The organism is Stenotrophomonas panacihumi, assembly GCF_001431645.1.
In the GTDB taxonomy this organism is placed as follows: Bacteria; Pseudomonadota; Gammaproteobacteria; order Xanthomonadales; family Xanthomonadaceae; genus Stenotrophomonas_A; species Stenotrophomonas_A panacihumi.
In genome coordinates this window covers 1-26336 of sequence record NZ_LLXU01000106.1, presented here as the reverse complement: position 1 = coordinate 26336, position 26336 = coordinate 1, and the positions used below count along the sequence as shown (strand labels likewise).

The following is a 26336-nucleotide window of genomic DNA, read 5'->3' as shown; positions in this document are numbered from 1 at the left end:
TGAACCCATCCATGGGGGCTCGATGGCGACATCCATGTCGCCAACGGTCCCGAAAAGGCCCCAGCCCCGCAGACCCTCCAGATCCCCACGACCGGACGACAAAGTCCAAAACCGCGGCGTGCGGCGAATCCCGAGCCGTGACGACCCTATACGCCAGGCCGGTGCCCGCACCGTAAGCCAGCGCTACTCACCGCCACCCGCAACCCCGCACTCACGCCCTCGCATCCACCAGCATCATCCCCACCCGAGCCCCCAGAAACACCAGCACCAACCCCGACACCAGCGTGATCCCCAGATACACCCCGACCATCATCGAGCGATCGGTGCGCGCGAACATGAGGCACTCCATCATCAGCGACGAGAACGTCGTCAGCCCGCCCATCACCCCGACGATCAACAGCGCCCGCCACGCCCAGCTCGCCGAGCCGCGGCCATCGAGCCACACCATCAGGAAACCGGCGACGAACGAACCCAGCAGGTTCACCGTCAACGTCCCCCATGGGAAACCCGCGCCGAAGCGCTGCAGCAACGTGGCCCCGATGGCGAAACGCAGGCCGGAACCGAGCGCGCCGCCCGCCATGGCGAGCAGCAGCGAAGACCAGAACATCGCGGGATTCATGCGTGCCTCCGCGGCAGGCGGGGCATGGGCACAACACGGGACAAGGACAGCATCGGGTTCTCCGTTCGGTCGATGCCGGGGCACGCACCTGCCGCCCCGGCGGGGGCTTGGCAGGCATCATCAGCCCACGCGTGCGGGCGGTTCGAGGAGGAATGCCATCTCCTGTGCGCGGATTATCGCTTCGCCGCCCCGCCCTTGCCAGCCCGCGCGGCCGCCCTCGCCTCGCGCAGGCGGTCGAGCTTGTCCTTGAGCTTGATCTCCAACCCCCGCGGCACCGGCTCGTAATACACGCGTTCGCCCATCGCGTCCGGGAAACCGGTCTGGTCGAGCGCAATGCCGCCTTCGGCGTCGTGGTCGTACTGGTATTCGGCGCCGTAGCCGAGCGACTTCATCAGCTTGGTCGGCGCGTTGCGCAGGTGCAGCGGCACTTCCTGCGTGCCGGTCTCGCGCACGTCGGCCTTGGCCTGGTTGAAGGCCGCGTAGCAGGCGTTCGACTTCGCCGTGCTGGCCATGTACAGCACGACCTGCGCGAAGGCCAGTTCGCCTTCCGGGCTGCCGAGGCGGTCGTAGATTTCCCATGCCTCCAGCGCCATCTGCTGCGCGCGCGGGTCGGCCAGGCCGATGTCCTCGATCGCCATGCGCGTCAGGCGGCGGGCCAGGTACGCCGGGTCGCAACCGCCATCGAGCATGCGCGTCAGCCAGTACAGCGCCGCATCCGGGTTGGAGCTGCGCACCGATTTGTGCAGCGCCGAGATCTGGTCGTAGAACTGTTCGCCGCCCTTGTCGAAGCGACGCGTGCGATCGGCCAGCACCTGCGCGAGCGTGCCCGGGGTGATCTCGCCGCCCTCGTCCTGCGCCAGCTCGGCGGCGATCTCCAGCAGCGTCAGCGCGCGGCGCACGTCGCCGTCGGCGGCGGTGGCGATCTCCAGCAGCAACTCTTCGGTGATGCGCGGGGCGTCTTCGCCCAGGCCACGCTCGGGGTCCTGCAGGGCGCGGCGCAAGGCTTCGCGGATGTCCGTGGGCGAGACCGCCTCCATCACGTGCACGCGGCAGCGCGAGAGCAGCGCGGAGTTCAGTTCGAACGAGGGGTTCTCGGTGGTGGCGCCGACGAAGATGATCGTGCCGCGCTCGATGTGCGGCAGGAACGCATCCTGCTGGGTCTTGTTGAAGCGATGCACCTCGTCGACGAACAGCACGGTGCGGCGGCCGCCGGCGAAGCGTTGCGCGGCCTCGGCCAGCACCTGGCGCACTTCCGGCAGGCCGGAGAGCACGGCGGAGATGGCGCGGAATTCGGCGTCGGCGTATTGCGCGAGCAGCAGGGCCAGGGTCGTCTTGCCGCAACCCGGCGGACCCCACAGGATCATCGAGTGCACCTTGCCGGACTCGACCGCCCGGCGCAGCGCGCTGCCGGGCGCCAGCAGCCGGCGCTGGCCGACCATCTCGTCAAGGCTGTGCGGGCGCATGCGCTCGGCCAGCGGACGCAGGTGGTCCTGGTCGACGCTCAGCAGGTCGGGCGCGGGTTCGGTGGGGGTTCTGGTGCGGGCCACGCGCTCATTCTACCCGTGGGCGTGGCCCGGGCCGCGACCCGGGCTCATGCGGCGTGGCTTACTCGCCTACGACGTCCACACCCTTGCCCGGGGTGAAGCGGAACGTATCGGCGGCGAATGCCGGGTTGCGCTTCCAGCCCTCGAAGCGGATCGAGGTGCGCTGGCCGATCGCATCGGTCACTTCCATGCGCGCCAAACCGTTCGGGCCGAAGCCCAGCGCGGCGATCTGGAAGGTGGCGTCGGCGCCGACCTTCGGCGTCAGCGACAGCCACTGCAGGCCGTCACGCGGCGCGGCTTCCTCGCTGATGTCGAACTGCTGGGCCAGGCGCGAAGGGTCGATCAGCGCGCTCAGCGGGCTGTTGCGCTCTTCCTCGCCCTGCGGGCGCACGGTGGCCTGCTGCAGGTCCGGGTCGTAGATCCACACCTTCTTGCCGTCGGCGACGATCAGCTGGTGGTACGGCTTGGTGTACTCCCAGCGGAACTGGCGCGGCGCCGAGAGCGCCACGCGGCCGCTGGTGGTTTCCTTCACCTTGCCGGACGGGTCGAACACCTGCTGCGAGAACTGCCCGTCCAGGCCCTTCAGGCCGCGGGTGAAGTTGTCCAGTTCGGCACGGGCACCGGCGAAGGCGGTGCCGGCCAGCAGGCCGGTGGCGAGGACGGCGTAACGCAGCGTGCGCAGCATCGGGGTCGATCCGTGGAAGTGAGGGCGCCATTCTGCCGCCAAGCGGATGAACGGGCGAGCGTGGCGCCCGTCCGTCGTTCAGTTCGCGGCCTGCCCGGCTTCCACCCGCCGCAGGTCGCCATACACCACCTGCCCGCGGAAGCCGCGCCGCACCTGCTGGAACAGTTCGCGGAAGGCCGCGTAGTCCTGCGGCTGGCACAGCGCCTGCGGGCCGTGGATGGCGTTGCGCGCGAGCCGGTGGGTGGCGGTCACGGTCTGTCCGTCACGGCGCCAGTCCACGCTGTATTCGCCGGCGCGGTTGCGGAACGTGGCGCTGCGCGGCAGCGCGGCGATCGGCACGCCCGGCGGGAACACCATCACGTAGGTTTCCTCGCGCACGCTGTCGTTGCAGTAGAACGGCACCTCGTTGGTTTCCGCCGAGGTGGTGGCGTAGAGCTCGCGCGCCGATTCGGCGCCCGGCATGTCCGGCAGGCGCATGCCGCCGACCTGGTTGAAGTCGACGTAATCGTTGGCGTGGAAGCGGTAGCGGTAGGCGAACGGGGCGGAGAGGTCCAGCGGGTCGCCCTGCAGTTCCAGCTCGCCGCGGCCGTCGAAACCGGCCTGGGCGATGATCGATTCCTCGATGCGCCGGCGGTTCTGCGCGTTGAGCTGGGTGAACATCGCGCGCATGCCGACTTCGCCGGTCTGCCCGCCGTCCAGCGTGGTTTCGCCCTCCAGGCCGCCATCGGCGTGGAAGTCGTATTCGCTGCGGGCGACATAGCGGTTGCGGCTGCGGTCGTTCGGCGGCGTGCGCGCCACCCGGCCGTCGGCGCTGTGTACCACCGGCGCGCCGAGGTCCGACGCCGGCAGCTGGCCGAAGCGCGCGTACGGGTTGGTGGAATCGACGTAGAGGTCGAACTCCGGCAGGTAGGTGATGGCGTGGTTGAAGCGGCCCAGCACCGGGATGCCCGGCAACGTGGGCCCGCCATCGGCGCCGATCAGCACCGGCGTGCTGGCGATGCCCTTGGCGGCCAGCAGCGCTTCGAGGATGACGGTGTGGTCCTTGCAGTCGCCGTACTGGCTGTCGGCGATGTGCTCGGCGGGGTTGGGCTCCAGGCCGCCATTGCCCAGGTACACGGCGACATAGCGGATGTTGCGCGCCACCCAGTCGTACAGCGCGGCGGCCTGCGCGCGGCGGTCGGTGATGCCGCTGGTGACGCGGTCGGCCAGGAACTGGATCTTCGGCGTCACCGCCGCCGCCTGCCCCGCCTTGGCGTGATACGCCAGGCCCATCTGCGACCAGTCCTTGTAGGTGCTGGCCATGATGGTGGGGCTGAACTCCCACGCCGCCGCGCTCCAGTTCTGCGCCTTGAGCGGCTGCGGGCGGCTGTAGCGCCATTCCCAGCGCGCCTGGCCCTTGCCGGCCTTGCCGCGCACCGGCTGCACGTCGCGCGACCACACCTTCATCGGCATGCGCTCGGGCGCGGTGAGCGTGACCACGGCGTCCTCGTACTGCGAGAACACGCTGAAGGTCTCCCACAGGCTGAAATAGCCGGGGAAGTACGGGGTGTTCTGGGTGCGTCGCACCACGTAGGTGATGCGCGCGCCGGGGGCCAGGTTCGGGAACACGATCACCCGCACCTTGCGGTCGGCGTACATCGCCGCCGCGGCGCTGGAATAGCTTTCCTGGGTGTAGATGCGGTCGGCCGGCACGTCCTGGCGCTCGCCGTCGGCGGTGGTGGTGTAGGCCTCCAGCACCTCCATGGTCTGCATCTTCTCGCTGTAGCTCAGCCGCACCTGGCTGAAATGCTCCACCGCCGATTTGGTCTTCAGCAGGATGTCGTAGGTGTCGGTCTCGACGCTGCTGAAGTCCTCGCGCACCTCGTAGTCGGCGCGATAACGCAGGTAGCTGAAATTGTTCTCGGCCTGCGCCTGCCCGGCGGGCACGGCAGGCGCATTGGCGGCGGCACGCGGGGCGGACTGGGCGAACGCGGCGGGCGCGCACGGCAGGCACAGGCACAGCAGACACAGGACCAGACGCGACACCCACACCTCCGCAAGGGCGGCCCAGGGCCGCCGGCAAGGCCGCGCCGTGGGGGCGCGGCGACGGCCCCAGCTTACTTCGGCGGCGGCGGCGCGAGGACGCTGCGGTCCCCGTTGTGTTCAGGCGCGCTGACCACGCCGGCCGCTTCCATCGCCTCGATCAGGCGCGCGGCGCGGTTGTAGCCGATCTTCAGCCGGCGCTGCACGCCGGAGATCGAGGCGCGGCGCGTCTCGGTGACAATGCGCAGGGCTTCGTCGTACAGCGGGTCGGACTCATCACCCGCCCCGCCGCTGCTCTCCGGCAGGCCGGTCGCGCCGACCACCACGCCGTCGCCCATGGTCTGCACCTCGTCGAGCACGCCGTCGATGTAGGACGGCGGGCTGGTCGCCTTGAGGTGTTCGACCACGCGATGCACTTCCTCGTCGCTGACGAAGGCGCCATGGACGCGGTCGGGCATGGCGGTGCCGGGCGGCAGGTACAGCATGTCGCCGTGGCCCAGCAGGGTCTCGGCGCCGGACTGGTCCAGGATGGTGCGCGAGTCGATCTTCGAGCTGACCTGGAAGGCGATGCGGGTCGGGATGTTGGCCTTGATCAGGCCGGTGATCACGTCCACCGACGGGCGCTGCGTGGCCAGGATCAGGTGGATGCCGGCCGCGCGCGCCTTCTGCGCCAGGCGCGCGATCAGCTCTTCGACCTTCTTGCCGACGATCATCATCATGTCGGCGAATTCGTCGATGAAGATGACGATGAACGGCAGCGTCTCCAGCGGACGCGGCGCCTCGCCCAGCTCAGGGTTCGGCTTGAACAGCGGGTCCATCAGCGGCTGGCCGGCGTCGATGGCGTCCTTCACCTTCTTGTTGAAGCCGGCCAGGTTGCGCACGCCCACCGCGCTCATCAGCTTGTAGCGGCGCTCCATCTCCGCCACGCACCAGCGCAGGCCGTTGGCGGCCTCCTTCATGTCGGTCACGACCGGGGCCAGCAGGTGCGGGATGCCCTGGTAGACGCTCAGTTCGAGCATCTTCGGGTCGATCATCAGCATCCGCAGGTCCTTGTGCGATGCCTTGTACAGCAGGCTCAGCACCATCGCGTTGACCGCCACCGACTTGCCCGAGCCGGTGGTGCCGGCCACCAGCAGGTGCGGCATGCGCGCCAGGTCCGCCACGGTCGGGCGGCCGGCGATGTCCTTGCCCAGCGCCAGCGTGAGCGGGCTGGCGGACTTGTCGTATTCCTTCGAACGCAGCAGCTCGGAGAGGAAGATCATCTCGCGGCTGACGTTGGGGATTTCCAGGCCGACCACCGACTTGCCCGGGATCACGTCCACCACGCGCACCGACTTCACCGACAGCCCGCGCGCGATGTCCTTGTCCAGCGAGCTGATCTGGCTGACCTTCACGCCCGGCGCCGGCTCGATCTCGAAGCGGGTGATGACCGGGCCCGGATACGCGCCGACCACCTGCGCGTCGATGCGGAAGTCCTTGAGCTTGAACTCGATCTGCCGCGAGAGCGTCTCCAGGGTTTCCTCGGAGTAGCCCTTGGCCTGCGGCTTGGGGTCGTCCAGCAGCGCCAGCGGCGGCAGGTCCGAGCCATCGCCGTTGACGCCATGGAACATCGGGATCTGCTGCTCGCGCTTGGCGCGCTCGCTCTTCTCCACTACCGGGGCCGGCGGCGGCTCGATCTTCACCGGCTCGCGCTTGGCCTGCTTGACCGCCTCGACCTTGCGCACTTCCTCGCGTTCCTCGCGCATGGCGCGGGTCTGCTGCCACTCGTTGGCCTGCTTGCTGCTCTTGCGCAGCATCGGCGGCAGCGCCAGCACCCACTTGCCGATGCGCTCCATCACCGCGAACCAGGACAGCCCGGTCGCCAGGGTGATGGAGATCAGCAGCAGCACCACCACGAACAGGTTGCTGCCCAGCGGGCCAAAGCCGGCGCGCAGCGAATTGGCGACCAGCTTGCCGAGGATGCCGCCGGCCTGGGCCACGTCGCCGGAGAACAGGCGCAGGTGCAGGAAGCCGGTGGAGGCGATCAGGAAGCCGACCATGCCCACCAGGCGCAGCGCCGGGCCGAGCTCGGGCTCGCCCTGCCCTTCCTTCTCCATGCCGAACAGCGCGATCCACGCCACCGCGCCGAGGATCAGCGGCAGCAGGAAGGCGACATAGCCGAACAGCTGCAGCAGCACGTCGGCGATCCACGCACCGGCCTTGCCGCCCATGTTGTGGATCGGCGCGACCACGCTGCCGGTCTGCGACCAGCCCGGGTCACCGGCCGAATAGGTGAAAAGACTCGCCAGCAGGTACAGCAGCAGCGGTGCGATGGCGATCAGCGCCAGATCGCGCCACAGGCGCTGGCGGCGCGCGTTGTCCGTGGGCACGGGCTTGCGCGCCGCCTTGGTGTCGGCAGCCGCGCCACGTTCGGGAACCTGTTTTGCCACCTGACTCCAGACCTTAGGAAGGTAACCTTAGTATTTGATAATAAACGAGTGCGCGCCGGGAATCAGCTCATGCCGGCCTGGGCCTGCCGGCGGGCTCCCCTGCCGGGCCCCGCCCGCGTTGCCGAGTGGCCCGCCGCGGCCACCGCGGGCGGCACGCCACGCCGATAGGCCACGCAGTTCCACCGGCCGCGCCTTGATTCGACCGTGGCGCATCGCCACTCTATGCCCCCTGCGGAACGAACGCCGAAGTGGCGATCGTGCCGGCATATCTTTCCGATCGCGAGTATATATGAGCGCTTCTCCGAGCAGTCCCGCCAAGCATTCCCGCCTCCTGATCCTCGGCTCCGGCCCCGCCGGCTGGACCGCCGCGGTGTATGCCGCGCGCGCCAACCTCAAGCCCGTCGTCGTCACCGGCCTGCAGCAGGGCGGCCAGCTGATGACCACCACCGAGGTGGACAACTGGCCGGGCGACGCCCACGGCCTGATGGGCCCGGACCTGATGGCGCGCATGCAGGCGCATGCCGAGCGCTTCGAGACCGAGGTCATCTTCGACCACATCCATACCGCCGACCTGTCCAAGCGCCCCTTCACCCTGACCGGCGACAGCGCCACCTACACCTGTGACGCGCTGATCATCGCCACCGGTGCCACCGCCAAGTACCTGGGCATCCCGTCGGAGGAAACCTTCAAGGGCCGCGGCGTGTCCGCCTGCGCCACCTGCGACGGCTTCTTCTACCGCGACCAGGACGTGGCGGTGATCGGCGGTGGCAACACCGCCGTGGAAGAAGCGCTGTACCTGTCCAACATCGCCCGCAAGGTCTACCTGGTCCACCGCCGCGACACCCTGCGCGCCGAGAAGATCATGCAGGACAAGCTGTTCGACAAGGTCAAGGCCGGCAAGATCGAGCCGGTGTGGCACCACACCGTGGACGAAGTGCTGGGCAACGACGCCGGCGTGACCGGCGTGCGGGTGAAGTCGGTGCAGGACGGCAGCACGCGTGATATCCCGGTGCACGGCTTCTTCGTCGCCATCGGCCACCACCCGAACACCCAGCTGTTCGACGGCCAGCTGGCCATGAACAACGGCTACCTGGAGATCCGTTCGGGCCTGGGCGGCAACGCCACCGAGACCTCGGTGGAAGGCGTGTTCGCCGCCGGCGACGTCGCCGACCAGCATTACCGCCAGGCCATCACCTCGGCCGGTTTCGGCTGCATGGCCGCGCTCGATGCCGAGCGCTTCCTCGACCACGCCGACTGAGCCGCCGATGGCCGCCGAGGTGCGCGGCTACCGCCGGCTGGAAGACCTGCCGGCGGCCGCCTGGGACGCACTGCATGACGGACGCAATCCGTTCGTCCGCCATGCCTTCCTCTCGGGCCTGGAGACCCAGGGCTGCCTGCGCCCCAAATGGGGCTGGAGCCCGCTGCACCTGACCGTCTGGGACGGTGGCGAGCTCATCGCCGCCGCCCCCGGTTACCTGAAGAACAACTCGCACGGCGAGTTCGTGTTCGACCATGCCTGGGCGCATGCCTATGCGCGCTACGGGCAGGAATACTTCCCCAAGTGGCTGGGCGCGGTGCCCTACTCGCCGGTGACCGGGCCGCGCCTGCTCGCCCGCGACGCCGAGGCCGCGCGCGCGCTGCTCGACGGCATCGTCGCGCTGGTGGAGGACCACGGGCTGTCCTCGGCGCACGTGAATTTCCACGAGGCCGGCGAAGAAGCCGCCTTCGAGGCGCACGCCGCGCAGTGGCTGCTGCGCCACGATGTGCAGTACCACTGGCAGCGCCAGCCCGGCTGGCACGACTTCGACGCCTTCCTGGCCGCGATGGACCACAAGCACCGCAAGAACATCCGCCAGGAGCGCAACAAGGTCCGCCAGGCCGGCATCACGCTGCGCACGGTGCACGGTGATGAAGCCACCCAGGCCGACCTCGCCGCGATGCACCGCTTCTACCTCAAGACCTTCCACGAGTACGGCAACTCGCCCGCGCTCACGCTCGAATTCCTGCAGCACCTGGCGCGCACGATGCCGCGCGCCCTGGTGATGTTCCTGGCCGAACGCGACGGCGAACCGCTGGCCGGCGCCCTGTGCCTGCACGGCACCGACACGCTGTACGGCCGCTACTGGGGCGGCGAGGCGCTGCCCGGGCTGCATTTCGAGGCCTGCTACTACCAGGGCATCGAATACTGCCTGCGCGAGGGGCTGGCGCGCTTCGAACCCGGTGCACAGGGCGAACACAAGATCGCCCGCGGCTTCCTGCCCACGCAGGTGCGCAGCCGGCACTGGATCGCCGACCCCGGCTTCCGCGAGCCACTGGCCCAGTGGTGCGCGGAGGAACGCGCCTCGGTGGCGCGCTACATGCAGGACCTGCGGGCCCACTCGCCGTTCCGCGACCCGGCCTGAGCGGCATGCCGCGCCACCCGGCCCTGCTCGATACCGACCCGCTGGCGCCGTTCCCGCCGGTCGAACAGGCGCTGCGCGACCCGGACGGCCTGCTCGCGGTCGGCGGCGACCTGAGCCCGCCCCGGCTGCTCAACGCGTATGCGCATGGCATCTTCCCGTGGTTCTCGCGCGGCCAGCCGATTCTGTGGTGGTCGCCCGACCCGCGCATGACCTTCGATACCGCCAGCTTCCGCCTGCCCTCGCGGCTGCGCCGCGACCTGCGGCGCAGCGAATGGACGGTCCGCGCCGACACCGCCTTCGACGCGGTGGTCTCGGCCTGCGCGCAGGCGCCGCGGCCTGGCCAGGACGGCACCTGGATCGTGCCGGCGATGCGCCGTGCCTACGGCGACCTGCACCGGCTCGGCCACGCGCACTCGGTGGAGGTATGGGAAGCCGACGCGCTGGCCGGCGGCATCTACGGCGTGGCCATCGGCCGGATGTTCTTCGGCGAAAGCATGTTCAGCGCGCGCAGCGGCGGCTCCAAGGTGGCCCTGGCGGCGTTGGCCGGCTTCCTTCACGAACAGGGCTGCCCGCTGATCGATGCGCAGGTCGAGAACCCGCACCTGCTCAGCCTCGGCGCCCGGCACCTGCCGCGCCCGGCATTCATGGCGCAGGTCCAGGCACTGGTGGCGCAGCCGGGGCTGGAAGGCGGCTGGACCGCCCGTTTTGGCACGCGCCCGGCCGCCGTTCTGGCCTGAAACCCACATGATGTTTAACGCAAACTTTGCACGCGCCCGCCGAGGGGCGTAAAATCCCCGCCCTTAGGGTCCTCGAAGGGCCATCCCCGAACCGCAGGATTACATGTCGAAAGACGATTCCATCGAATTCGAAGGCACTGTCAGCGAGACACTGCCGAACACCACTTTCCGGGTCAAGCTGGAGAACGGGCACGAGATCATCGCGCACATCTCCGGCCGCATGCGCAAGAACTACATCCGCATCCTGACGGGCGACCGGGTCAAGGTTGAAATGACCCCGTACGACCTGACCAAGGGCCGCATCACCTACCGCATGAAGTGACGGCGCAGCCGTCACCCCGCCCGTAGGCGCGGCCTCGGCCGCGACGCGACCAAGACAAAGGGCGACCATTGGCCGCCCTTCGTGGTGAAACCCTCGAACCGGCGAAGTGCCCCGCACTCCGCCGGTTTTGTCGTGCCCGTTATTCCACCGTCGCCGGCAGCAGGCGCTCCGGCTCGGCCTGCGTCTCCACGACCAGCTCGCCGTCCTTGACGTCGATGTTGACCTTGCCGCCGTTGACCAGCTTGCCGAACAGCAGCTCGTCGGCCAGCGGACGCTTGATCTTGTCCTGGATGACACGCGACATCGGCCGCGCGCCCATCAGCGGGTCGAAGCCATGCTGGGCCAGCCAGTCGCGCGCGGTCGGCGTGGTGGCCAGGCTGACGTGCTTCTCCTGCAGCAGGGCCTCCAGCTCGATCAGGAACTTGTCCACCACGCGCAGGATGTGGTCGAAGCCCAGCGGCTGGAACTGCACCACCGCGTCGAGGCGGTTGCGGAATTCCGGCGTGAAGCTGCGGCGGATCGTCTCCATCGCGTCGGTGGAATGGTCCTGGCGGGTGAAGCCGATCGTGCGCCGCGAGGCCTGCGCCGCGCCTGCGTTGGTCGTCATCACCAGGATCACGTTCTTGAAGTTGGCCTCGCGACCGTTGGTGTCGGTCAGGATGCCGCGATCCATGACCTGCAGCAGGATGTTGAAGATGTCCGGATGGGCCTTCTCCACCTCGTCCAGCAGCAGCACGCAGTGCGGGGTCTTGACGATCTTCTCGGTCAGCAGGCCGCCCTGGTCGAAGCCGACATAGCCCGGGGGCGCACCGATCAGGCGGCTCACCGAATGCGGCTCCATGTACTCGCTCATGTCGAAGCGCACCAGTTCGATGCCCAGCTGCAGCGCGAGCTGGCGAGTCACCTCGGTCTTGCCCACGCCGGTGGGGCCGGCGAACAGGAAGTTGCCGATCGGCTTCTCCGGGTTGCCCAGGCCCGAACGCGAGAGCTTGATGGCCGAGGCCAGCGTCTCGATGGCCGGGTCCTGGCCGAAGATCACCATCTTGAGGTTGCGCTCCAGGTGCTGCAGCACGTCCTTGTCGGTCGCGCTGACCTGCTTGGCCGGGATGCGCGCCATCTTGGCGACGATGGTCTCGATCTCCTCGATGTCGATCAGCTCCTTGCGCTGGCCTTCCGGCAGCAGGCGCTGGCGGGCACCGGCCTCGTCGATGACGTCGATGGCCTTGTCCGGCAGCAGGCGGTCGCCGATGTGCTTGACCGACAGGTCCACCGCCGCCTGCAGCGCGTCATCGGCGTAGGTCACGCCGTGGTGCGCTTCGTAGCGGGGCTTGAGGCCCTGCAGGATCTGGAACGCCTCGCCCACCGTCGGCTCGACGATGTCGATCTTCTGGAAGCGCCGCGCCAGCGCGCGGTCCTTCTCGAAGATGCCGCGGTATTCCTGGAACGTGGTCGAGCCGATGCAGCGCAGCTCGCCCGACGCCAGCGCCGGCTTGATCAGGTTGGAGGCATCCATCGTGCCGCCCGACGCCGAACCGGCGCCGATGATGGTGTGGATCTCGTCGATGAAGAGCACCGCGTTGGGCACCTTCTTCAGCGCGGTCAGCACGCTCTTCAGGCGCTTCTCGAAATCACCGCGGTACTTGGTGCCGGCGACCAGGGCGCCGAGGTCGAGCGAATAGATCACCGCATCGGCCAGCACCTCGGGCACCGCGCCTTCGACGATGCGCTTGGCCAGGCCCTCGGCGATGGCGGTCTTGCCAACGCCGGCCTCGCCGACGTACAGCGGGTTGTTCTTGCGACGGCGGCACAGCACCTGGATGGTGCGCTCGATCTCGTCCGCGCGGCCGACCAGCGGGTCGATGCGGCCCGCGCGCGCGGCTTCGTTGAGGTTGCTCGCGAACTCGGCCAGGGCGTCGCCCTTGCCTTCGCCGCCCTCGCCGGCCTCGCCCTTGCCTTCGGCTTCGCCGGAGGCCTGGCCCTCGCCGCCCTCCTCGCCCAGCTTGGCGATGCCATGGGAGAGGTAGTTGACGATGTCCAGCCGGGTGATGTCCTGCTGGTTGAGGAAGTAGACCGCGTGCGAATCCTTCTCGCCGAAGATGGCGACCAGCACGTTCGCGCCGGTGACCTCCTTCTTGCCGGAGGACTGCACGTGGTACACGGCGCGCTGCAGCACGCGCTGGAAGCCCAGGGTGGGCTGGGTGTCGCGCCCGTCGTCCTCGGCCAGGCGCGAGACCGAGGCCTCGATGGCCTGCTCCAGGTCGCTGCGCAGGCGGCCGACATCGGCGCCGCACGCCTTGAGCACGGCCTGTGCGGACGGGTTGTCGAGCAGCGCCAGCAGCAGGTGCTCGACGGTCATGAACTCATGACGCGCCTCGCGGGCCCGCTTGTAGCACTGGCCAATGGTTTGCTCGAGGTCTTTGCTGAACATGGGGAAGCTCCGACGGCTGATGCCAACAATATGCGGCTTCGGGCGGGATTTTCCACAACCCTATCGGACAGACATGTTCACGCGGCGTTAGTACGCCAACCGCGCCACAGCGTTGCAACGATGGGACGGCCGTCCGGGGGCGGCCGAGGGCCTCGGCTCAGGCCTGTTCCATCGTGCACAGCAGCGGATGCTGGTTCATCCGCGAGAACTCGTTGACCTGGGCAACCTTCGATTCGGCCACCTCGCGGGTGTACACGCCGCACACGCCACGGCCGCGCGTATGCACGTGCAGCATCACTTGGGTGGCCTTTTCCAGGTCCATGGTGAAGAACTGCTGCAGCACGGTCACCACGAAATCCATCGGGGTGTAGTCGTCGTTGAGCAGCAGGACCTGGTAGCGCGGCGGCGGTGCGACTTCGGGACGGCTGGTCTCGACCAGTACGCCGTGGTCGTGTTCGTGGGAGGGCTTGCGGGGCATCGCGACATTATAAGTGCGGGGGCGGATGGAATGGACGATTCACGTCCCGCCCCGCACAATTCGATCCCTCCCCCGGATTTTCAAGCCCGATGAAGCGCCTGCCGGTCGCCACGGCATTGTTGGCGGCATCGATCTGCCCGCCGTTGTTCGCCGCCCCGCCCACGCCCAAGGCCGAGGCGCCCGCCACGCAGGCCGGCGCCGACGCCGCGCTCGGCCAGCGCCTGCGTGCGCTCGGGCTGGAGCCGCAGGTCGATGGCGATGGCGACTACCGCCTGCTGTTCGCGCTCGACGGCGGCCGCCAGCAGGTGACCTACGTCCGCTCGCACACCGAGCGCTTCGGCCAGCTGGAAATCCGCGAGATCTGGTCGCCAGCCTACCAGGCGCCGGGCGACACGCTGCCGGCCGACATCGCCAACCGCCTGCTCCAGGACGGCCAGGAAAACATCCTCGGCGCGTGGGTGCGCCAGGACGGCACCGCCATCTACGTCACCCGCGTGCCGGCCGACCTCGCCGGCGCCTCGCTCTCGGACGCCATCGAGGCGACCACGCGCGCGGCCGATGCGATGGAAGCCCAGCTCACGCCCGGCAAGGACCGATTCTGATGGCCGCCCCGCGCCCGCCCGCCCCGCATGTCACCGTGGCCACCGTGGTGGTGCGCGACGGCCGCCTGCTGCAGGTGGTCGAGCGCATCGACGGCCGCGAGGTGATCAACCAGCCCGCCGGCCACCTCGAACCGGACGAGACGCTGCTGGAAGCGGCGGTGCGCGAAACCCGCGAGGAAACCGGCTGGGACGTGCGCCTGACCGCCTTCATCGGCTGCTACCAGTGGACCGCGCCGGACGGCGAGCCCTACCTGCGCTTCGCCTTCGCCGCCGACCCGGTGGCGCATGACCCGGCCCGCCCGCTGGATGACGGCATCCTCTCCGCGCCGTGGATGACGCCGGAGGAACTGCGCGCCGATCCCGCGCGCCTGCGCAGCCCGTTGGTGTGGCAGGTGGTGGCCGATTACCTCGGCGGCCAGCGCTACCCACTCTCGCTGGTGCGGCCGCTGTGAGCGCCGCGCCGCGCATCGTCGTCGGCGTGTCCGGCGGCGTGGACTCCTCCGTCGCCGCCTGGCGCCTGGTGCAGCAGGGCGAAGCGGTGGCCGGACTGTTCATGCAGAACTGGGCCGACGACGGCAGCGGCGATTGCCGCGCCGAAGACGACCGCCGCGACGCCGTCGCCGTATGCGGCCGGCTCGGCATCCCGTTCCACTTCCGCGATTTCTCCAGCGAATACTGGCAGGGCGTGTTCGAGCACTTCCTGGCCGAATACGCCGCCGGCCGCACGCCGAACCCGGACGTGCTGTGCAACCGTGAAGTGAAGTTCAAGCATTTCCTGGACGCGGCGCGCGAACTCGGCGCCGAGCGCATCGCCACCGGCCACTACGCCCGCGTCGCCCACGCGGGCGGACGCTGGCGGCTGCTGCGCGGCGTGGACACCGGCAAGGACCAGAGCTACTTCCTGCACCAGCTCGGGCAGGCACAGCTGGCTGCCACGCTGTTCCCGATCGGCGACCTGCACAAGCCCGACCTGCGCCGCCTCGCCCGCGAGGCCGGCCTGCAGACGCACGCCAAGAAGGATTCCACCGGCATCTGCTTCATCGGCGAGCGCGACTTCCGCGAGTTCCTCGGCCGCTACCTGCCGGCCAAGGCCGGCGAGATCCGCGACCCGCACGGCGTGCGCATCGCCGAGCACCCGGGCGTGTTCTATTTCACCCTGGGCCAGCGCGAGGGCCTGAACATCGGCGGCGTGCGCGGCCGCGCCGCCGCGCCGTGGTACGTGGTGGGCAAGGACGTGGCGAACAACGTGCTCTACGTCGACCAGGACCGCGAAAGCCCCTGGCTGATGTCCACCACGCTGCGTTCGGAAACCGCGCACTGGATCGCCGGCGCCCCGCCCGCGCGGCGTTTCGACTGCACCGCGCAGACCCGCTACCGCCAGCCCGACGAACCGTGCACCGTCGAAGTGCGCGACGACGGCTGCGTGGACGTACGCTTCGCCCGCCCGCAGCGCGCCGTCACCCCGGGCCAGTCGCTGGTGCTGTATGACGGCGACGAATGCCTGGGCGGCGCGGTGATCGCCCACACCGACGCCCCGCAGGCGCAGGCTTCCCCTTTCCAAATTCAAGCAACCGAGGTATCGGCTCGATGACCGCCCCGATGGACAACCGCGTGCTGGCTTTGGCCGGCCTGGCCCAGGCCCTGCAGCAGGTGCGGCGCATCGCCGAGACCGGCCATTCCGAAGCCGCCAGCGTGCGCACCGCCATGGACAGCGTGTTCCGCATCGACGCCGACTCGCCGGAAGCCGTGTACGGCAACCGCCACCAGGTCGCCCCCGGGCTGCGCCTGCTGCACAACTACTTCCGCAACCAGGGCCAGGACGATGTCCTGCCACGCCTGGCCATGGCCGTGCTGCAGCTGGAGCGCCGCTTCGTGCGCGACGACGCCACCGTGGCGGCCGTCTCGGCTGGCATTGCCCGCGCCGAACAGCAGGCGCGCGACCTCGGCGACAGCGGCCACCCCGACGTGCTGGCCGCCATCGGCGGCCTCTACGCCGACACCATCAGCCACCTCAAGCCGCGCGTGATGGTGCAAGGCAACCCGCACTACCTGGGCCAGGCGAACGTGGTGGCGGAGATCCGCGCCCTGCTGCTGGCGGCGGTGCGCTCGGCGGTGTTGTGGCGGCAGATGGGCGGCAGCCTGTGGGACTTCGTGTTCGGCAAGCGCGCCATGATCGAAGCGGTGGACCGCGGCCTGCGTTAAACCACCCGCAAGCACCACCCCACCCCAAAAGCCGTGGCCAAGCCACGGCTTTTGCTTTGGCGTTTGCCTTGCCGCTCTCGTGACCGGTCGAGGCGATCCGTGGGGTGGCCGGGGGCCATGCCCGCTCGGGGGCGTCGGGCGACAGGGACGTCGCCCGACGAGCCCCGCAAGGATGCGGTTCTTGGCGTCCCCCGAGCGGGCATGGCCCCCGGCCGCAGCGCGATAGACCCCGAACAGCCACACACGCGAGCTAAAGACCGAGGGGGTACGGCCGATACAGCAATCGTGATTCTGCCGAGAACGCCCATGTATTCACGCCCCCTCATCCGTATGGCCGCCCCCCTGGCCTTGACCCTGCTGTTCCCGCTCGCCGTGGCGCTGGACTGGCCTGGCTTCGTGCGCTGGGCCATCCTGGTCACGCTCACCCTGAGCTGGCTGGGCTTCGCCGCCTGGAACGTGTGGTCGCAGGGCCGTCGCCATCCCGACCAGTCGCGCGTGCTGCGTGAACAGGACCAGCTGCTCAACGAACTGCGCAGCTTCGTCAGCAACGAAGTGGACGGCTCGCGCGCCGAAGTCGAGCGGGCCCGCGAACTGATCCGCCAGGCCGTCGCCGGCCTGGGCGGCAGCTTCGACGCCATGAACCGCAAGTCGCGCCAGCAGAGCCTGGCCCTGGCCCGCATCGTCGACCGCGCCGGTGAAGACGGCGGCGCCGGCGTCGACGTCGCCCGCTTCGCCCAGCACGCCAGCTCGCGCATGGAACAGCTGGTCGAAGCCCTGGAGCAGGTGAGCGGCCAGAGCAACACCACCGTCCACCACATCGACGAGATGGCCCAGCACCTGGACGGCATCTTCGCCCTGCTGGAAGACGTCAAGTCCATCGCCGACCAGACCAACCTGCTCGCCCTGAACGCCGCCATCGAAGCCGCGCGTGCCGGTGAAGCGGGCCGCGGCTTCGCGGTCGTCGCCGACGAAGTGCGCAACCTCTCCGAGCGTTCCACCACCTTCAACGAGCAGATCCGCAAGCTGGCCCACAGCTCCAAGGAATCCATCGCCAAGGTGCGCGAAACCGTCTCGCACATGGCCTCGCGCCACCAGGACCGCTCGCGCGAAGCCCGCCACGAATCGGCGGCGATGCTCGAGAACGTCGCCGCGATCAACGCCTCGCTGGGCGAAGGCATGCGCGAGATCTCCGAGTGCGCCCGCGCCATCGACGGCAGCGTCGCCGAGGCCGTGCGCGCCCTGCAGTTCGAGGACATCGCCACCCAGACCCTGAGCGGCGTGCATACCCACCTGGACCGCCTGACCGCCATCAACCGCGAAGCCGTCGCCCTGCAGGAACTCCTGCACCGCAACGGCGGCGTGCTCGACGGCGACCTGATCCAGGCGCTGCAGCGCGTCGGCAGCCGCCTGCGCGAGATGCGCAGCGAATGGGAGCGTCCGCCGCACAAGCCGGTGTCGCAGCAGGGCATGGGCGCCGGCACGGTCGAGCTGTTCTGATCCGCGCCGCGTCCTCGCACAACCCCGGCTTCGGCCGGGGTTTCGCGTTACAGCCCCACCGCCCTCGCCTGCCACGCTGCCCATGACCGATCCGTCCCGCCCCTCACCCGCGCCCGGCACGACCCACGCGGCCTTCGCGCGGCTGGAATCGTCGGCGCGCCGCGAACTGGCGCGGCTGGCGCAGGCGTTGCCCGCGCAGGCACCGGCGAACGACCCGCTGCTGGCGCACGTGGCGTGGGACCTGGGATTGACCGGGGACGACCTGCCGCCGGGTTGAGGGCATATCGGGCCTGCGCCAGCGTGGCGCCGCACTCCCCGCCGCGCGGATATGATGGGCCCAGATGCACGCACCAAGCGGCCGCAGGGGCATCGTTGATCGTTTTCTTTTTCTTTGCATTGATCGCCGTCGCCGTCGGGTACCTCTGGCGGCACGAAAACCGGCGCATCGAGCGGGAATTGCGCCAGAGCTTCGCGCGCCAGACGTTCCAGACAGAGCTTGGCCCGATCAGCGGCGCGGAACTGAAGGTGGTGAAGATGCACCAAGAGCGCTCCGGCTTGCGCCGTCGGGATCCCGTCCTCGAGCTTGCCTTCCGCGGTGACCCGTATGGCGGCGACGCGTTCTGGTACTGCGTCGGGCCGGGACCGAGCTACTTTCTTGCGATCGCCATGTTGCAGGCCGGCAGCGGACCGGTCGACGTGCAGTGGGTCGTCCGCCCGCTGACCGAAGCCCGCATGCGCGGCGCGCTGGTCGGCGACCGCAAGGCCACCGCCCTGGCGTTCGGCAACGCCGTCGAAGGCTGATCGCCCATCGAAGGCGCGTTCAGCCCTGCACTTGCCCCTGCTCCGGCAACAGCGCCAGCAGATCCGTCACCCCGACATCCACGCCCGCCTGCGAGAACAGCGTCGTCACCTGCCCGCGATGATGGGTCTGGTGGTTGAAGAAGTGCGCCAGCAGGCCGAAGAAGTCCTTGTCGGACACCACGCCCCGCGAGTTCGCGTAGTGCAGCGCCACGTCCAGGTCCGGGTCGTCGATCGATTCGGCCCATGCGACGATCAGCGCGTCCAGCCAGCGGCGATGCACCGCCAGCGCCGGCAATTCCGTGTAGCGATCCAGATCGGAGAAATTCGGCGCGGGCAACGCGCGCACCGGGTCGAGTGCGGCATGCGCGGCCGGATGGCGCGCGAAGCGCTGCAGCCAGATCGTGTCGGCAATGACCAGATGGTTGAGCGTGCGCAGGATCGAGCCGAAGAACGCCTCACGGTCGGCGACCAGCGCGGCCGGATCCAGCCGCGCCGCGGCCAGCAGCAGCTTGTCGTTCATCCACTGGTTGTAGGCCGCCATCTGGCGGATGAGATCGGTACGGTGCATGGCCGTCATTGTCGCCCCGGAGGCGGCGCAAAAAGAAACCCCCTCCAGGGAGGGGGGTTGCAAGCGTGCGTCGCGACGGGGCCCAGGTCTCAGCCGGTGGCCAGCGTCAGCCGCTGCCCCAGCCGCCCCCCCACTTCGGCCTCGCGCAGCCACTGCGCCAGGTCGCGCGGCGCCAGGGGCCGCGAGTAGAAGTAGCCCTGGATCTCGTCGCAACCCTGCTGGCGCAGCAGCGCGTCTTCCTGCACCGTCTCCACGCCCTCGGCCACCACCTGCATGCCCAGCGCGTGGCCCAGGTGCACGATGGCCTGCGTCACCTCGGCGGTATTGGCATCGGCCAGCATGCCCTGCACGAAGCTGCGGTCGATCTTCAGGCGCTGCACCGGGAAGCGGTTGAGGTAGTGCAGGTTGGAGAAGCCGGTACCGAAGTCGTCCACCGCCAGCAGCACGCCGTTCTGCTCGAACAGGTCGAAGCAGCGGCGCAGCGCCTCGCTGTCGCGGATCAGCGCCGACTCGGTCAGCTCCAGCTCCAGGCGCTGCGGCAACCAGCCATTGGCGCGGCAGATCTCCAGCACGCGCTCGGCAAAGCCGCGGTCGCGCAGCTGCACGGCCGACACGTTCACCGCGATACGGCTGAACTGCAGGCCCATCTCGTCCCACAGCACCGCCTGGCGGCAGGCCTCGCCGAGCACCCAGTCGCCCAGGCGCACGATCTCGCCGCATTCCTCGGCGATGGGAATGAACTCGGCCGGGCTGCAGAAGCCATGCCCCGGGCGATGCCAGCGCAGCAGCGCCTCGATCGCCGGCGCGCTCTCGCCCGCCGTCGGCACCAGCGGCTGGTACACCAGCGAGAATTCCTCGCGGTCCAGCGCGCCGTGCAGCGCGTGTTCCAGCTCCAGGCGGCGCTGCGCGCGCAGCAGCACGTCCTGGCTGTAGTAATGGAAGGTGTTGCGGCCCGATTCCTTGGCCGCGTACATCGCCGCGTCCGAGGCGCGCAGCAGGTTGTCGAAATCCTCCAGCTCCGGCGCCTGCAAGGCGATGCCGATGCTGGCGCTCACCTTCAGCGTGATGTGGTCCTTGCGCAGCGGCTCGGTCAGCGCGGCCAGCAGCTTGCGCGCCACGTGGCCGGCGTCTTCCGGCTCGGCCAGGTCGCGCAGCACCACCACGAACTCGTCGTCGCTGAAGCGGCCGAACAGGTCGCTGTTGCGCAGCTGCTGGTGCAGGCGCGTGGAGGCCAGCTTGAGCAGCGTGTCGCCGGTGGCGTGGCCGAAGGAGTCGTTGATGCTCTTGAAGCCGTCCAGGTCGATGAGCAGCATCGCCAGCGTCTGCCCGCGCTCGCGCGCCTCGGCCATGGCTTCCTCGGCGCGCTCGCGCAGCAGGAAGCGGTTCGGCAGGCCGGTCAGGCGGTCGTAATGGGCCAGCAGCTCGATGCGCTCGTTGGCCTCGCGCTCGCGGCTGATGTCGCGGAACAGCACCACGAAGCGCGGCGGCAGGCCCTCGCGGCGGTCCAGCTCGATCAGCACCTGCACCCACACGCGCTGGCCGGAGTTGCGGTAGAAGCACAGCTCCAGCTGCTCGGGCAGGCCACCGTCGGCGATGCGCATCAGCGCCGCCTCGAAGGTGTCGCGCGAATCCTGGGTGTACAGCGAAAGCGCCTGCTCCAGGGTGATCGGTTCCTTGCGCAGGCCGTGGATGCGGTAGCACTCCTCGGTCCACTGCATGCGCCGGGTATCGACCTCGATCTCGCAGCCGCCGATGCGGCCCAGCGCCGAGACGCGGTTGAGCAGTTCGGTGCGCCAGCGGATCAGCGCATCGGTCTGGCGCTGTTCGGTGACGTTCTGCACCTGGCCGACCAGCCGCTGCAGGATGCCATCGCCATCGAACACCGGCTGCGCCCACACCCGCAGGTGCTGCGGCGACTGCCCGGCCACGCCCAGTTCCAGTTCGAAATGCAGCGGCTCGCCGAACTTGCGCAGGCGGCGCCAGGCGTTGCGCAGGGTGGCGCGGGCTTCGGCGCCGAACTGCTGCAGCACCCGGCGCGCGCGTCGCGGCGGCGGCTCGGGCAGCGCGAGCTGGCCGATGAAATCGTCCGACAGCCACAGCCGGTCGCGCCGGCAATCCCAGCTCCAGCTGCCCATGCTGGCGATGCGCTGCGCCTCTTCCAGCTGCGCCTGCTGCTCGCGCAGCTGCTGTTCGAGCAGCTTGTGCTCGTGGATGTCGGTATGCGTGCCGAGCATGCGCAGCGGCCGGCCGTCGGCCGTGCGCGAGACGACGCGGCCACGGTCCAGGATCCAGCGCCATTCGCCGTCGCGCTGTCGCAGGCGGAATTCGGCGGTGTAGCTGTCGGTCTCGCCGGCCAGGTGCGCATGCACGGCGGCGCTGACGCGCGGATGGTCTTCCGGGTGCATCAGCTCGGAGAGCGCGGCCAGGTTGCCCGGCAGGCTCTGGTCGTCGTAACCGAGCATGCGTTTCCAGCGCTCGGAGCGGTAGACGATGTCGGCGGCGATGTCCCAGTCCCACAGCCCGTGCTCGGCGCTGTCCAGGCCGATTTCCCAGCGGCTGGCCACCGCGCCGGCCGGCTCGGGAATGCTCAGGGTGAAGGCGATCAGCTCGCCGTGTTCGTCGCGCACGCCGCGCAGCCAGCCGTCCCACTGGCCGCTGCCGCTGGGCAGCACGCAGGCGACCATGCCGCCTTCGCGGCGCAGGCGCTCGCGGTTGTCGGCGAGCTGCTCCACATACAGCGCCAGCGTGGCCGGCAGGCCGAGCGCTTGCGCGGCCGAGTTGGCCGCCAAGGGACGCCCATGCGGATCCAGCACCACCACCGCGGAGGTGAGCGGATGCTGCAACAAGCTTGCGATGACGCCTGGATCCACGCTGGGAAGCTCCGCTTCTCTGGCCCCCCGGGGGACGGGGGGGACGTGATGGTTAACGGCCGTCCCCGGAAATAGTTGAGCCGGTCAGCCGCCGGGCCGGGCCCTCCGCCCGCAAACCGTGACGGACGCACTAAGATGGGGCGATGCCCGCTGGCGCCCTCGCCCCCATGCCCGACGATCGCAGCCGCCCCGCACCGCCGAAGTCCCTGTCCGGCCAACGCCTGGCAGCGCGCCTGCGCACCGGCATCTGGGCACTGACCGGGGCGTACCTGGCGCTGGGCCTGACCTGGTTGCTGGCCGGCGACACGCTCGTGCGCCTGGCCCGCCCGGACGCGGCGCAGTTCCATCGCCTGCTCGGGCTGGACGGCGCGGTGCTGGTGGTGGTCTCGGCCCTGCTGCTGCACTACGGCCTGCGCCGGCTGGCCGCCGTGCTCGGCCGCGAACACGACACCCTGGTGCATTCGGTCGCGCTGCTGCACGAGAAGTTCCATGCCCTGCCCGTGCCGATATGGGCCTACGACCTGCAGACCCTGCGCATCCTCGACGCCAACCCCGCCGCGCTCACCTTCTTCGGCCATACCCGCGAGGAATTCCTCGCCCTGCACCTGGATGCCGTGTGGCCCGCCAGCGAACAGGCGCGCTTCTCCGAAGTCATCGAGCACCTGCGCTCGCTGCCGGACGAAAACTGCGTGCTCACCGAGCCGCTGGTCACCCGCGACGGCCTGCGCGACGTGGAAGTGCGCAGCAGCCCGCTGGCGGTGCCCGGCGGGCAGGCGCGGCTGGTGGTGGCCATCGACCGCAGCGCCGAGCGTCGCGCCGAGCGCCAGCGCGCGGAACTGCTGCAGCTGCTCGAAGAAGCCCAGAGCGTGGCGCGGCTGGGCTCGTGGGAACTGGATCCGGCCACCGGCCTGGGCCGCTTCTCCCCGCAGGTCTACCGCATCGTCGCCCGCCCGCTGCCCGAGACGCAGCGCTGGCATCGCTTCGAGGAGCTGCTGGCCGGCGTGGACCTGGTCACGCAGGTGCGCATCGACCGGCTGATCGACGACATGTGCGGCAGCGGCGCCGTGCAGATCGACGTGCTGCTGCCGCTGATCGCCGGCGACGGCCAGGCGCGCATGGTCCACCTGCGCGCCGAAAGTGGCATTGGCCCGGACGGCCGCCGGCGCGTGCACGGCACCTTGCAGGATGTCACCGAGCGCGAGCAGTCGCGCCGGCTGCTGCGCGAGCGCGAGGAACAGTTCCGCGAACTGGTGCGGGTGCTGCCCGACGGCGTGATGATCCTCTCCGACGAGCGCGTCATGTATGCCAACCCGGCCTGCGCGGGCCAGTTCGGCTATGCCGGCGAATCGCTGCTGGGCGAACCGCTGTCCGCGCTGGTGGCCGAAGCCGACCTGCCGCTGGTGCGCGAGCAGCTCGCCGCCGACACCCCGCGCGCCGAATTCTCCCCGGCCCGGCGCATGCGCCGGCGCGACCAGACGCAGTTCCAGGCCGGGCTGTCGATCGGCGCGGTGCGCTACGGCGGGCGCGACTGCCGGCTGATGGTGGTGCGCGACCTCAGCGACCCCGAGCGCATGCGCGACGCCCTGGCGGCCAGCAACCACGAACTGCAGGCCATGGCCAAGCGCCTGTTCTCGCTGCAGGAGGACGAGCGCCGGGCGATCTCGCGCGACCTGCACGACGACATCGGCCAGGCGATCACCGCGATGAAGCTGTCCGCGCATGCGGCGATGGAAGAGGACGAGGAAGACGCCCGCCGCGACAACCTGCAGGAAGTCGTCGACCTGGCCGACACCACGGTGACCAAGCTGCGCAACCTCTCCATGCTGCTGCGCCCGCCGCAGCTCGACGCGCTTGGCCTGGAGGCCGCGCTGCGCTGGCAGGCCTCCACGCTGTTCCGCGGCAAGCCGCAGCGGCTGGAGATGGACATCCAGTCCCTGCGCCAGCGGCCGAGCAACGAAATCGAACAGGCCTGCTTCCGCATCGCCCAGGAAAGCCTGACCAACGTGCTGCGCCATGCCTGCGCCGGCGAGGTCAACATGCTGCTGCGCGACCACGAACGCGGCGGCCTGTACCTGGAAGTCAACGACGATGGCGACGGCTTCGAACCGGAAGGCCCGCGCGGCCTCGGGCTGGTCGTTATGCGCGAACGCGCACAGACGGCCGGTGGCACCCTGACGATAGAATCAGCCCCAGGCGCCGGCACGCGCGTGCGCCTGCACCTGCCCTACCAGGCCACCGGCGAACCGGTGGCCAGCGACAACGGACGTTGAACCCGATGTGGAATCCCGCACTGCCGCCCGGATTGGAAGCCAACAAACCGCAACGCCTGGGCGCAGGCAACCCCGAACTGCTGAGACTGGTCGACGCCGCCGCCTCCGGGGGCGCGCCGCTGATGATCCTGCACCTGGACATCGACCACTTCGCCTCGATCAACGAGAACATGAGCGCCGAGGTCGGCGACCAGGCGCTCGCCCTGCTGGCCCAGCGGCTGCAGGCGCACCTGGGCACCCGCGGCCGCCTGTGGCGCCACGGCAGCGACGAGATGGTGATCGTCGCCCCGCGCAACGACGCCGCGTTGCTGCCGGAAGACTTCGCCGAGGACATCCGCCAGCAGATCGAACTGCCGCTCTCGGTGCTGCCGTACACCTTGTTCATGACCGGCACGGTGGGCATCAGCCTGTGCCCTGAGCACGGCACGCAGGTCTCCACCCTGCTCGACCACGCCGAGGAAGCCAACTACCAGGCCGGCCGCGAAGGCGGCAACACCGTGCGCGTGTACGCGCGCAACTCGCCGGCCAGCGCGCACAGCGAAAGCATCATCGCCCGGCAGATCGTCGATGCCATCCCGCATGGCGAACTGCGCCTGCGCTACCAGCCCCTGGTGAGCGCGCGCGACGGCCGCATCGTCGGCATGGAGGCGCTGCTGCGCTGGCAATCGCCCACCCTGGGCATGCTGGTGCCGGAGCGTTTCATGCGCACCGCCGAGCGGCTGGGCGTGATCGTGCAGCTGGGCGAATGGGTGCTGCAGAACGCCATCAAGCAGGCGCGGCAATGGCGCGACCAGGGCTTCGACGACTTCAACATCGCCGTCAACGTCTCCACCTTGCAGCTGCTGCGCCCGAGCTTCTTCAACGAAGTGCTGTCCACCCTGCAATCCAGCGGCGTGCCGACCAGCGCGCTGACGCTGGAGATCAACGAGAGCGCGTTGACCAACAACGTCAACTTCGTCCACGAGACGATGGCCAACCTGCGCAACGAAGGCATCAGCCTGAGCCTGGACAACTTCGGCACGGGTGATTCGAGCCTGAGCGCGCTGGTGCGCTACCCGGTGGACCGGCTGAAGATCGACCGCAGCTTCATCAAGAGCGCCCCGGCCGGCAGCCGCGAGGCGGCCATCGCCCGCGCCATCATCGCCATGGGCCACCAGCTGGGCATGACGGTGATCGCCAACGGCGTCGAATCGCAGGCCCAGCTCGGCTTCCTGCGCCGCAACGACTGCGACATCTTCCAGGGTTACATGTTCGGCGAACCGATGTCGGCCGAATCGGCGGGCATGGCGCTGCGCCGCCGCTACCTGCGCCCCGAATCCTTCGCCGAAACCCGCCCCGACCGCACCCTGCTGCTGCTGGACGACGAAGAGAACGTCCTGCGTTCGCTGGTGCGCCTGTTCCGCCGCGACGGCTACCGCATCCTGGCGGCCGGCAACGTCCGCGACGCCTTCGACCTGCTCGCCACCAACGACGTCCAGGTGATTCTGTCGGACCAGCGCATGTCGGACATGAGCGGCACCGAATTCCTGGGCCGGGTGAAGATGCTCTACCCGGACACCGTGCGCCTGGTGCTTTCCGGTTATACCGACCTGGCCACCGTGACCGAAGCGATCAACCGCGGCGCGATCTACCGTTTCCTGACCAAGCCCTGGAACGACGACGAACTGCGCGAACACATCCGCCAGGCCTTCCGCACGCACGACGAACTGCGCAAGGGCCGTGATGGTGCCGGGGCAATGGGACGCGACGGCGCATTCGGCGACGAGGGCTGAAACTTCAGCCCATCACAACGAGCCCGCATCCCCCGCACTTCGCATCCGCTGACGTGATGCATGGGGTGACCGGGGGCAGGCCCTTTCC

22 protein-coding genes and 1 riboswitch are annotated in these 26336 nt (G+C 69.5%); of the genes, 13 read left to right on the top strand and 9 right to left on the bottom strand.

Going from position 1 to position 26336, the window contains the following annotated elements:
- Positions 1-211 precede the first annotated feature (211 nt).
- The 5 genes from crcB to ARC20_RS13810 all read right to left on the bottom strand — a co-directional run bounded on the left by crcB (position 212) and on the right by ARC20_RS13810 (position 7299).
- The gene (gene crcB, locus ARC20_RS13830; RefSeq protein WP_057648110.1) at positions 212-619 is read right to left on the bottom strand and encodes a fluoride efflux transporter CrcB; all 408 of its coding nucleotides are present in this window, start codon (positions 617-619) and stop codon (positions 212-214) included.
- A 104-nt stretch (positions 620-723) separates the two neighbouring features.
- Positions 724-791: riboswitch (Fluoride riboswitch) on the bottom strand.
- A 1-nt stretch (position 792) separates the two neighbouring features.
- Positions 793-2082, bottom strand: coding sequence for a replication-associated recombination protein A (locus tag ARC20_RS13825; RefSeq protein ID WP_108143335.1), 1290 nt, complete (start codon positions 2080-2082; stop codon positions 793-795).
- Positions 2083-2224: 142 nt separating this feature from the next.
- Entirely contained in the window at positions 2225-2848 is a 624-nt protein-coding gene (lolA, locus tag ARC20_RS13820) for an outer membrane lipoprotein periplasmic chaperone LolA (protein ID WP_057648106.1), read from the bottom strand.
- Between the two features lie 78 nt (positions 2849-2926).
- On the bottom strand, positions 2927-4858 hold the full coding sequence (locus ARC20_RS13815; protein ID WP_057648112.1) for a DUF3857 domain-containing transglutaminase family protein: 1932 nt from the start codon (positions 4856-4858) through the stop codon (positions 2927-2929).
- Positions 4859-4944: 86 nt separating this feature from the next.
- Positions 4945-7299 (bottom strand): DNA translocase FtsK, encoded by a 2355-nt coding sequence (locus ARC20_RS13810; RefSeq protein WP_057648104.1) that lies wholly within the window; start codon positions 7297-7299, stop codon positions 4945-4947.
- 289 nt (positions 7300-7588) lie between these two features.
- Here ARC20_RS13810 and trxB point away from each other — a divergent pair, with 289 nt between their 5' ends.
- From trxB to infA, 4 genes are all read left to right on the top strand, one after another.
- Positions 7589-8557 carry a thioredoxin-disulfide reductase gene (gene trxB, locus ARC20_RS13805; protein ID WP_057648102.1) on the top strand — a complete coding sequence of 323 codons (969 nt, stop codon included), beginning with the start codon at positions 7589-7591 and terminating at the stop codon, positions 8555-8557.
- A gap of 7 nt (positions 8558-8564) precedes the next feature.
- Positions 8565-9701 (top strand): GNAT family N-acetyltransferase, encoded by a 1137-nt coding sequence (locus tag ARC20_RS13800; protein WP_057648100.1) that lies wholly within the window; start codon positions 8565-8567, stop codon positions 9699-9701.
- A 5-nt stretch (positions 9702-9706) separates the two neighbouring features.
- A complete protein-coding gene (aat, locus tag ARC20_RS13795; protein WP_057648098.1) occupies positions 9707-10438 on the top strand; it encodes a leucyl/phenylalanyl-tRNA--protein transferase in 732 nt (243 codons plus the stop codon).
- A 103-nt stretch (positions 10439-10541) separates the two neighbouring features.
- The gene (gene infA / locus ARC20_RS13790) at positions 10542-10760 is read left to right on the top strand and encodes a translation initiation factor IF-1 (protein ID WP_004425677.1); all 219 of its coding nucleotides are present in this window, start codon (positions 10542-10544) and stop codon (positions 10758-10760) included.
- A 139-nt stretch (positions 10761-10899) separates the two neighbouring features.
- On the opposite strand, the gene clpA is transcribed toward infA, so the two are convergent.
- Positions 10900-13188 (bottom strand): ATP-dependent Clp protease ATP-binding subunit ClpA, encoded by a 2289-nt coding sequence (clpA, locus tag ARC20_RS13785; RefSeq protein WP_057648096.1) that lies wholly within the window; start codon positions 13186-13188, stop codon positions 10900-10902.
- 157 nt (positions 13189-13345) lie between these two features.
- Positions 13346-13666, bottom strand: coding sequence for an ATP-dependent Clp protease adapter ClpS (gene clpS, locus ARC20_RS13780; protein ID WP_057648093.1), 321 nt, complete (start codon positions 13664-13666; stop codon positions 13346-13348).
- Between the two features lie 89 nt (positions 13667-13755).
- Between clpS and ARC20_RS13775 the strand changes: the two genes are divergently transcribed.
- From ARC20_RS13775 to ARC20_RS13745, 7 genes are all read left to right on the top strand, one after another.
- Positions 13756-14268, top strand: a complete 513-nt coding sequence (locus ARC20_RS13775) for a hypothetical protein (RefSeq protein ID WP_057648092.1) — start codon at positions 13756-13758, stop codon at positions 14266-14268.
- Entirely contained in the window at positions 14268-14720 is a 453-nt protein-coding gene (locus ARC20_RS13770; protein WP_057648090.1) for an NUDIX hydrolase, read from the top strand. The genes ARC20_RS13775 and ARC20_RS13770 overlap by 1 nt, the downstream gene beginning before the upstream one ends.
- Positions 14717-15859: a tRNA 2-thiouridine(34) synthase MnmA gene (gene mnmA, locus ARC20_RS13765; RefSeq protein WP_057648089.1), complete on the top strand. Its 1143-nt coding sequence runs from the start codon at positions 14717-14719 to the stop codon at positions 15857-15859. The genes ARC20_RS13770 and mnmA overlap by 4 nt, the downstream gene beginning before the upstream one ends.
- The gene (hflD, locus tag ARC20_RS13760; protein WP_057648087.1) at positions 15856-16470 is read left to right on the top strand and encodes a high frequency lysogenization protein HflD; all 615 of its coding nucleotides are present in this window, start codon (positions 15856-15858) and stop codon (positions 16468-16470) included. Before mnmA ends, hflD begins: the two co-directional genes overlap by 4 nt.
- A gap of 306 nt (positions 16471-16776) precedes the next feature.
- Positions 16777-17967 (top strand): methyl-accepting chemotaxis protein, encoded by a 1191-nt coding sequence (locus ARC20_RS13755; protein WP_057648085.1) that lies wholly within the window; start codon positions 16777-16779, stop codon positions 17965-17967.
- Positions 17968-18049: 82 nt separating this feature from the next.
- Entirely contained in the window at positions 18050-18244 is a 195-nt protein-coding gene (locus ARC20_RS13750) for a hypothetical protein (protein WP_057648082.1), read from the top strand.
- A 95-nt stretch (positions 18245-18339) separates the two neighbouring features.
- Positions 18340-18768 carry a hypothetical protein gene (locus tag ARC20_RS13745; RefSeq protein WP_146165789.1) on the top strand — a complete coding sequence of 143 codons (429 nt, stop codon included), beginning with the start codon at positions 18340-18342 and terminating at the stop codon, positions 18766-18768.
- A gap of 19 nt (positions 18769-18787) precedes the next feature.
- On the opposite strand, the gene ARC20_RS13740 is transcribed toward ARC20_RS13745, so the two are convergent.
- The gene (locus tag ARC20_RS13740; protein ID WP_057648079.1) at positions 18788-19336 is read right to left on the bottom strand and encodes a DinB family protein; all 549 of its coding nucleotides are present in this window, start codon (positions 19334-19336) and stop codon (positions 18788-18790) included.
- 89 nt (positions 19337-19425) lie between these two features.
- Positions 19426-22206, bottom strand: coding sequence for an EAL domain-containing protein (locus ARC20_RS13735; protein ID WP_057648077.1), 2781 nt, complete (start codon positions 22204-22206; stop codon positions 19426-19428).
- A gap of 167 nt (positions 22207-22373) precedes the next feature.
- Between ARC20_RS13735 and ARC20_RS13730 the strand changes: the two genes are divergently transcribed.
- Positions 22374-24476, top strand: a complete 2103-nt coding sequence (locus tag ARC20_RS13730; protein ID WP_057648075.1) for a sensor histidine kinase — start codon at positions 22374-22376, stop codon at positions 24474-24476.
- Between the two features lie 5 nt (positions 24477-24481).
- The gene (locus ARC20_RS13725; RefSeq protein ID WP_057648074.1) at positions 24482-26248 is read left to right on the top strand and encodes an EAL domain-containing protein; all 1767 of its coding nucleotides are present in this window, start codon (positions 24482-24484) and stop codon (positions 26246-26248) included.
- Positions 26249-26336: the final 88 nt, after the last annotated feature.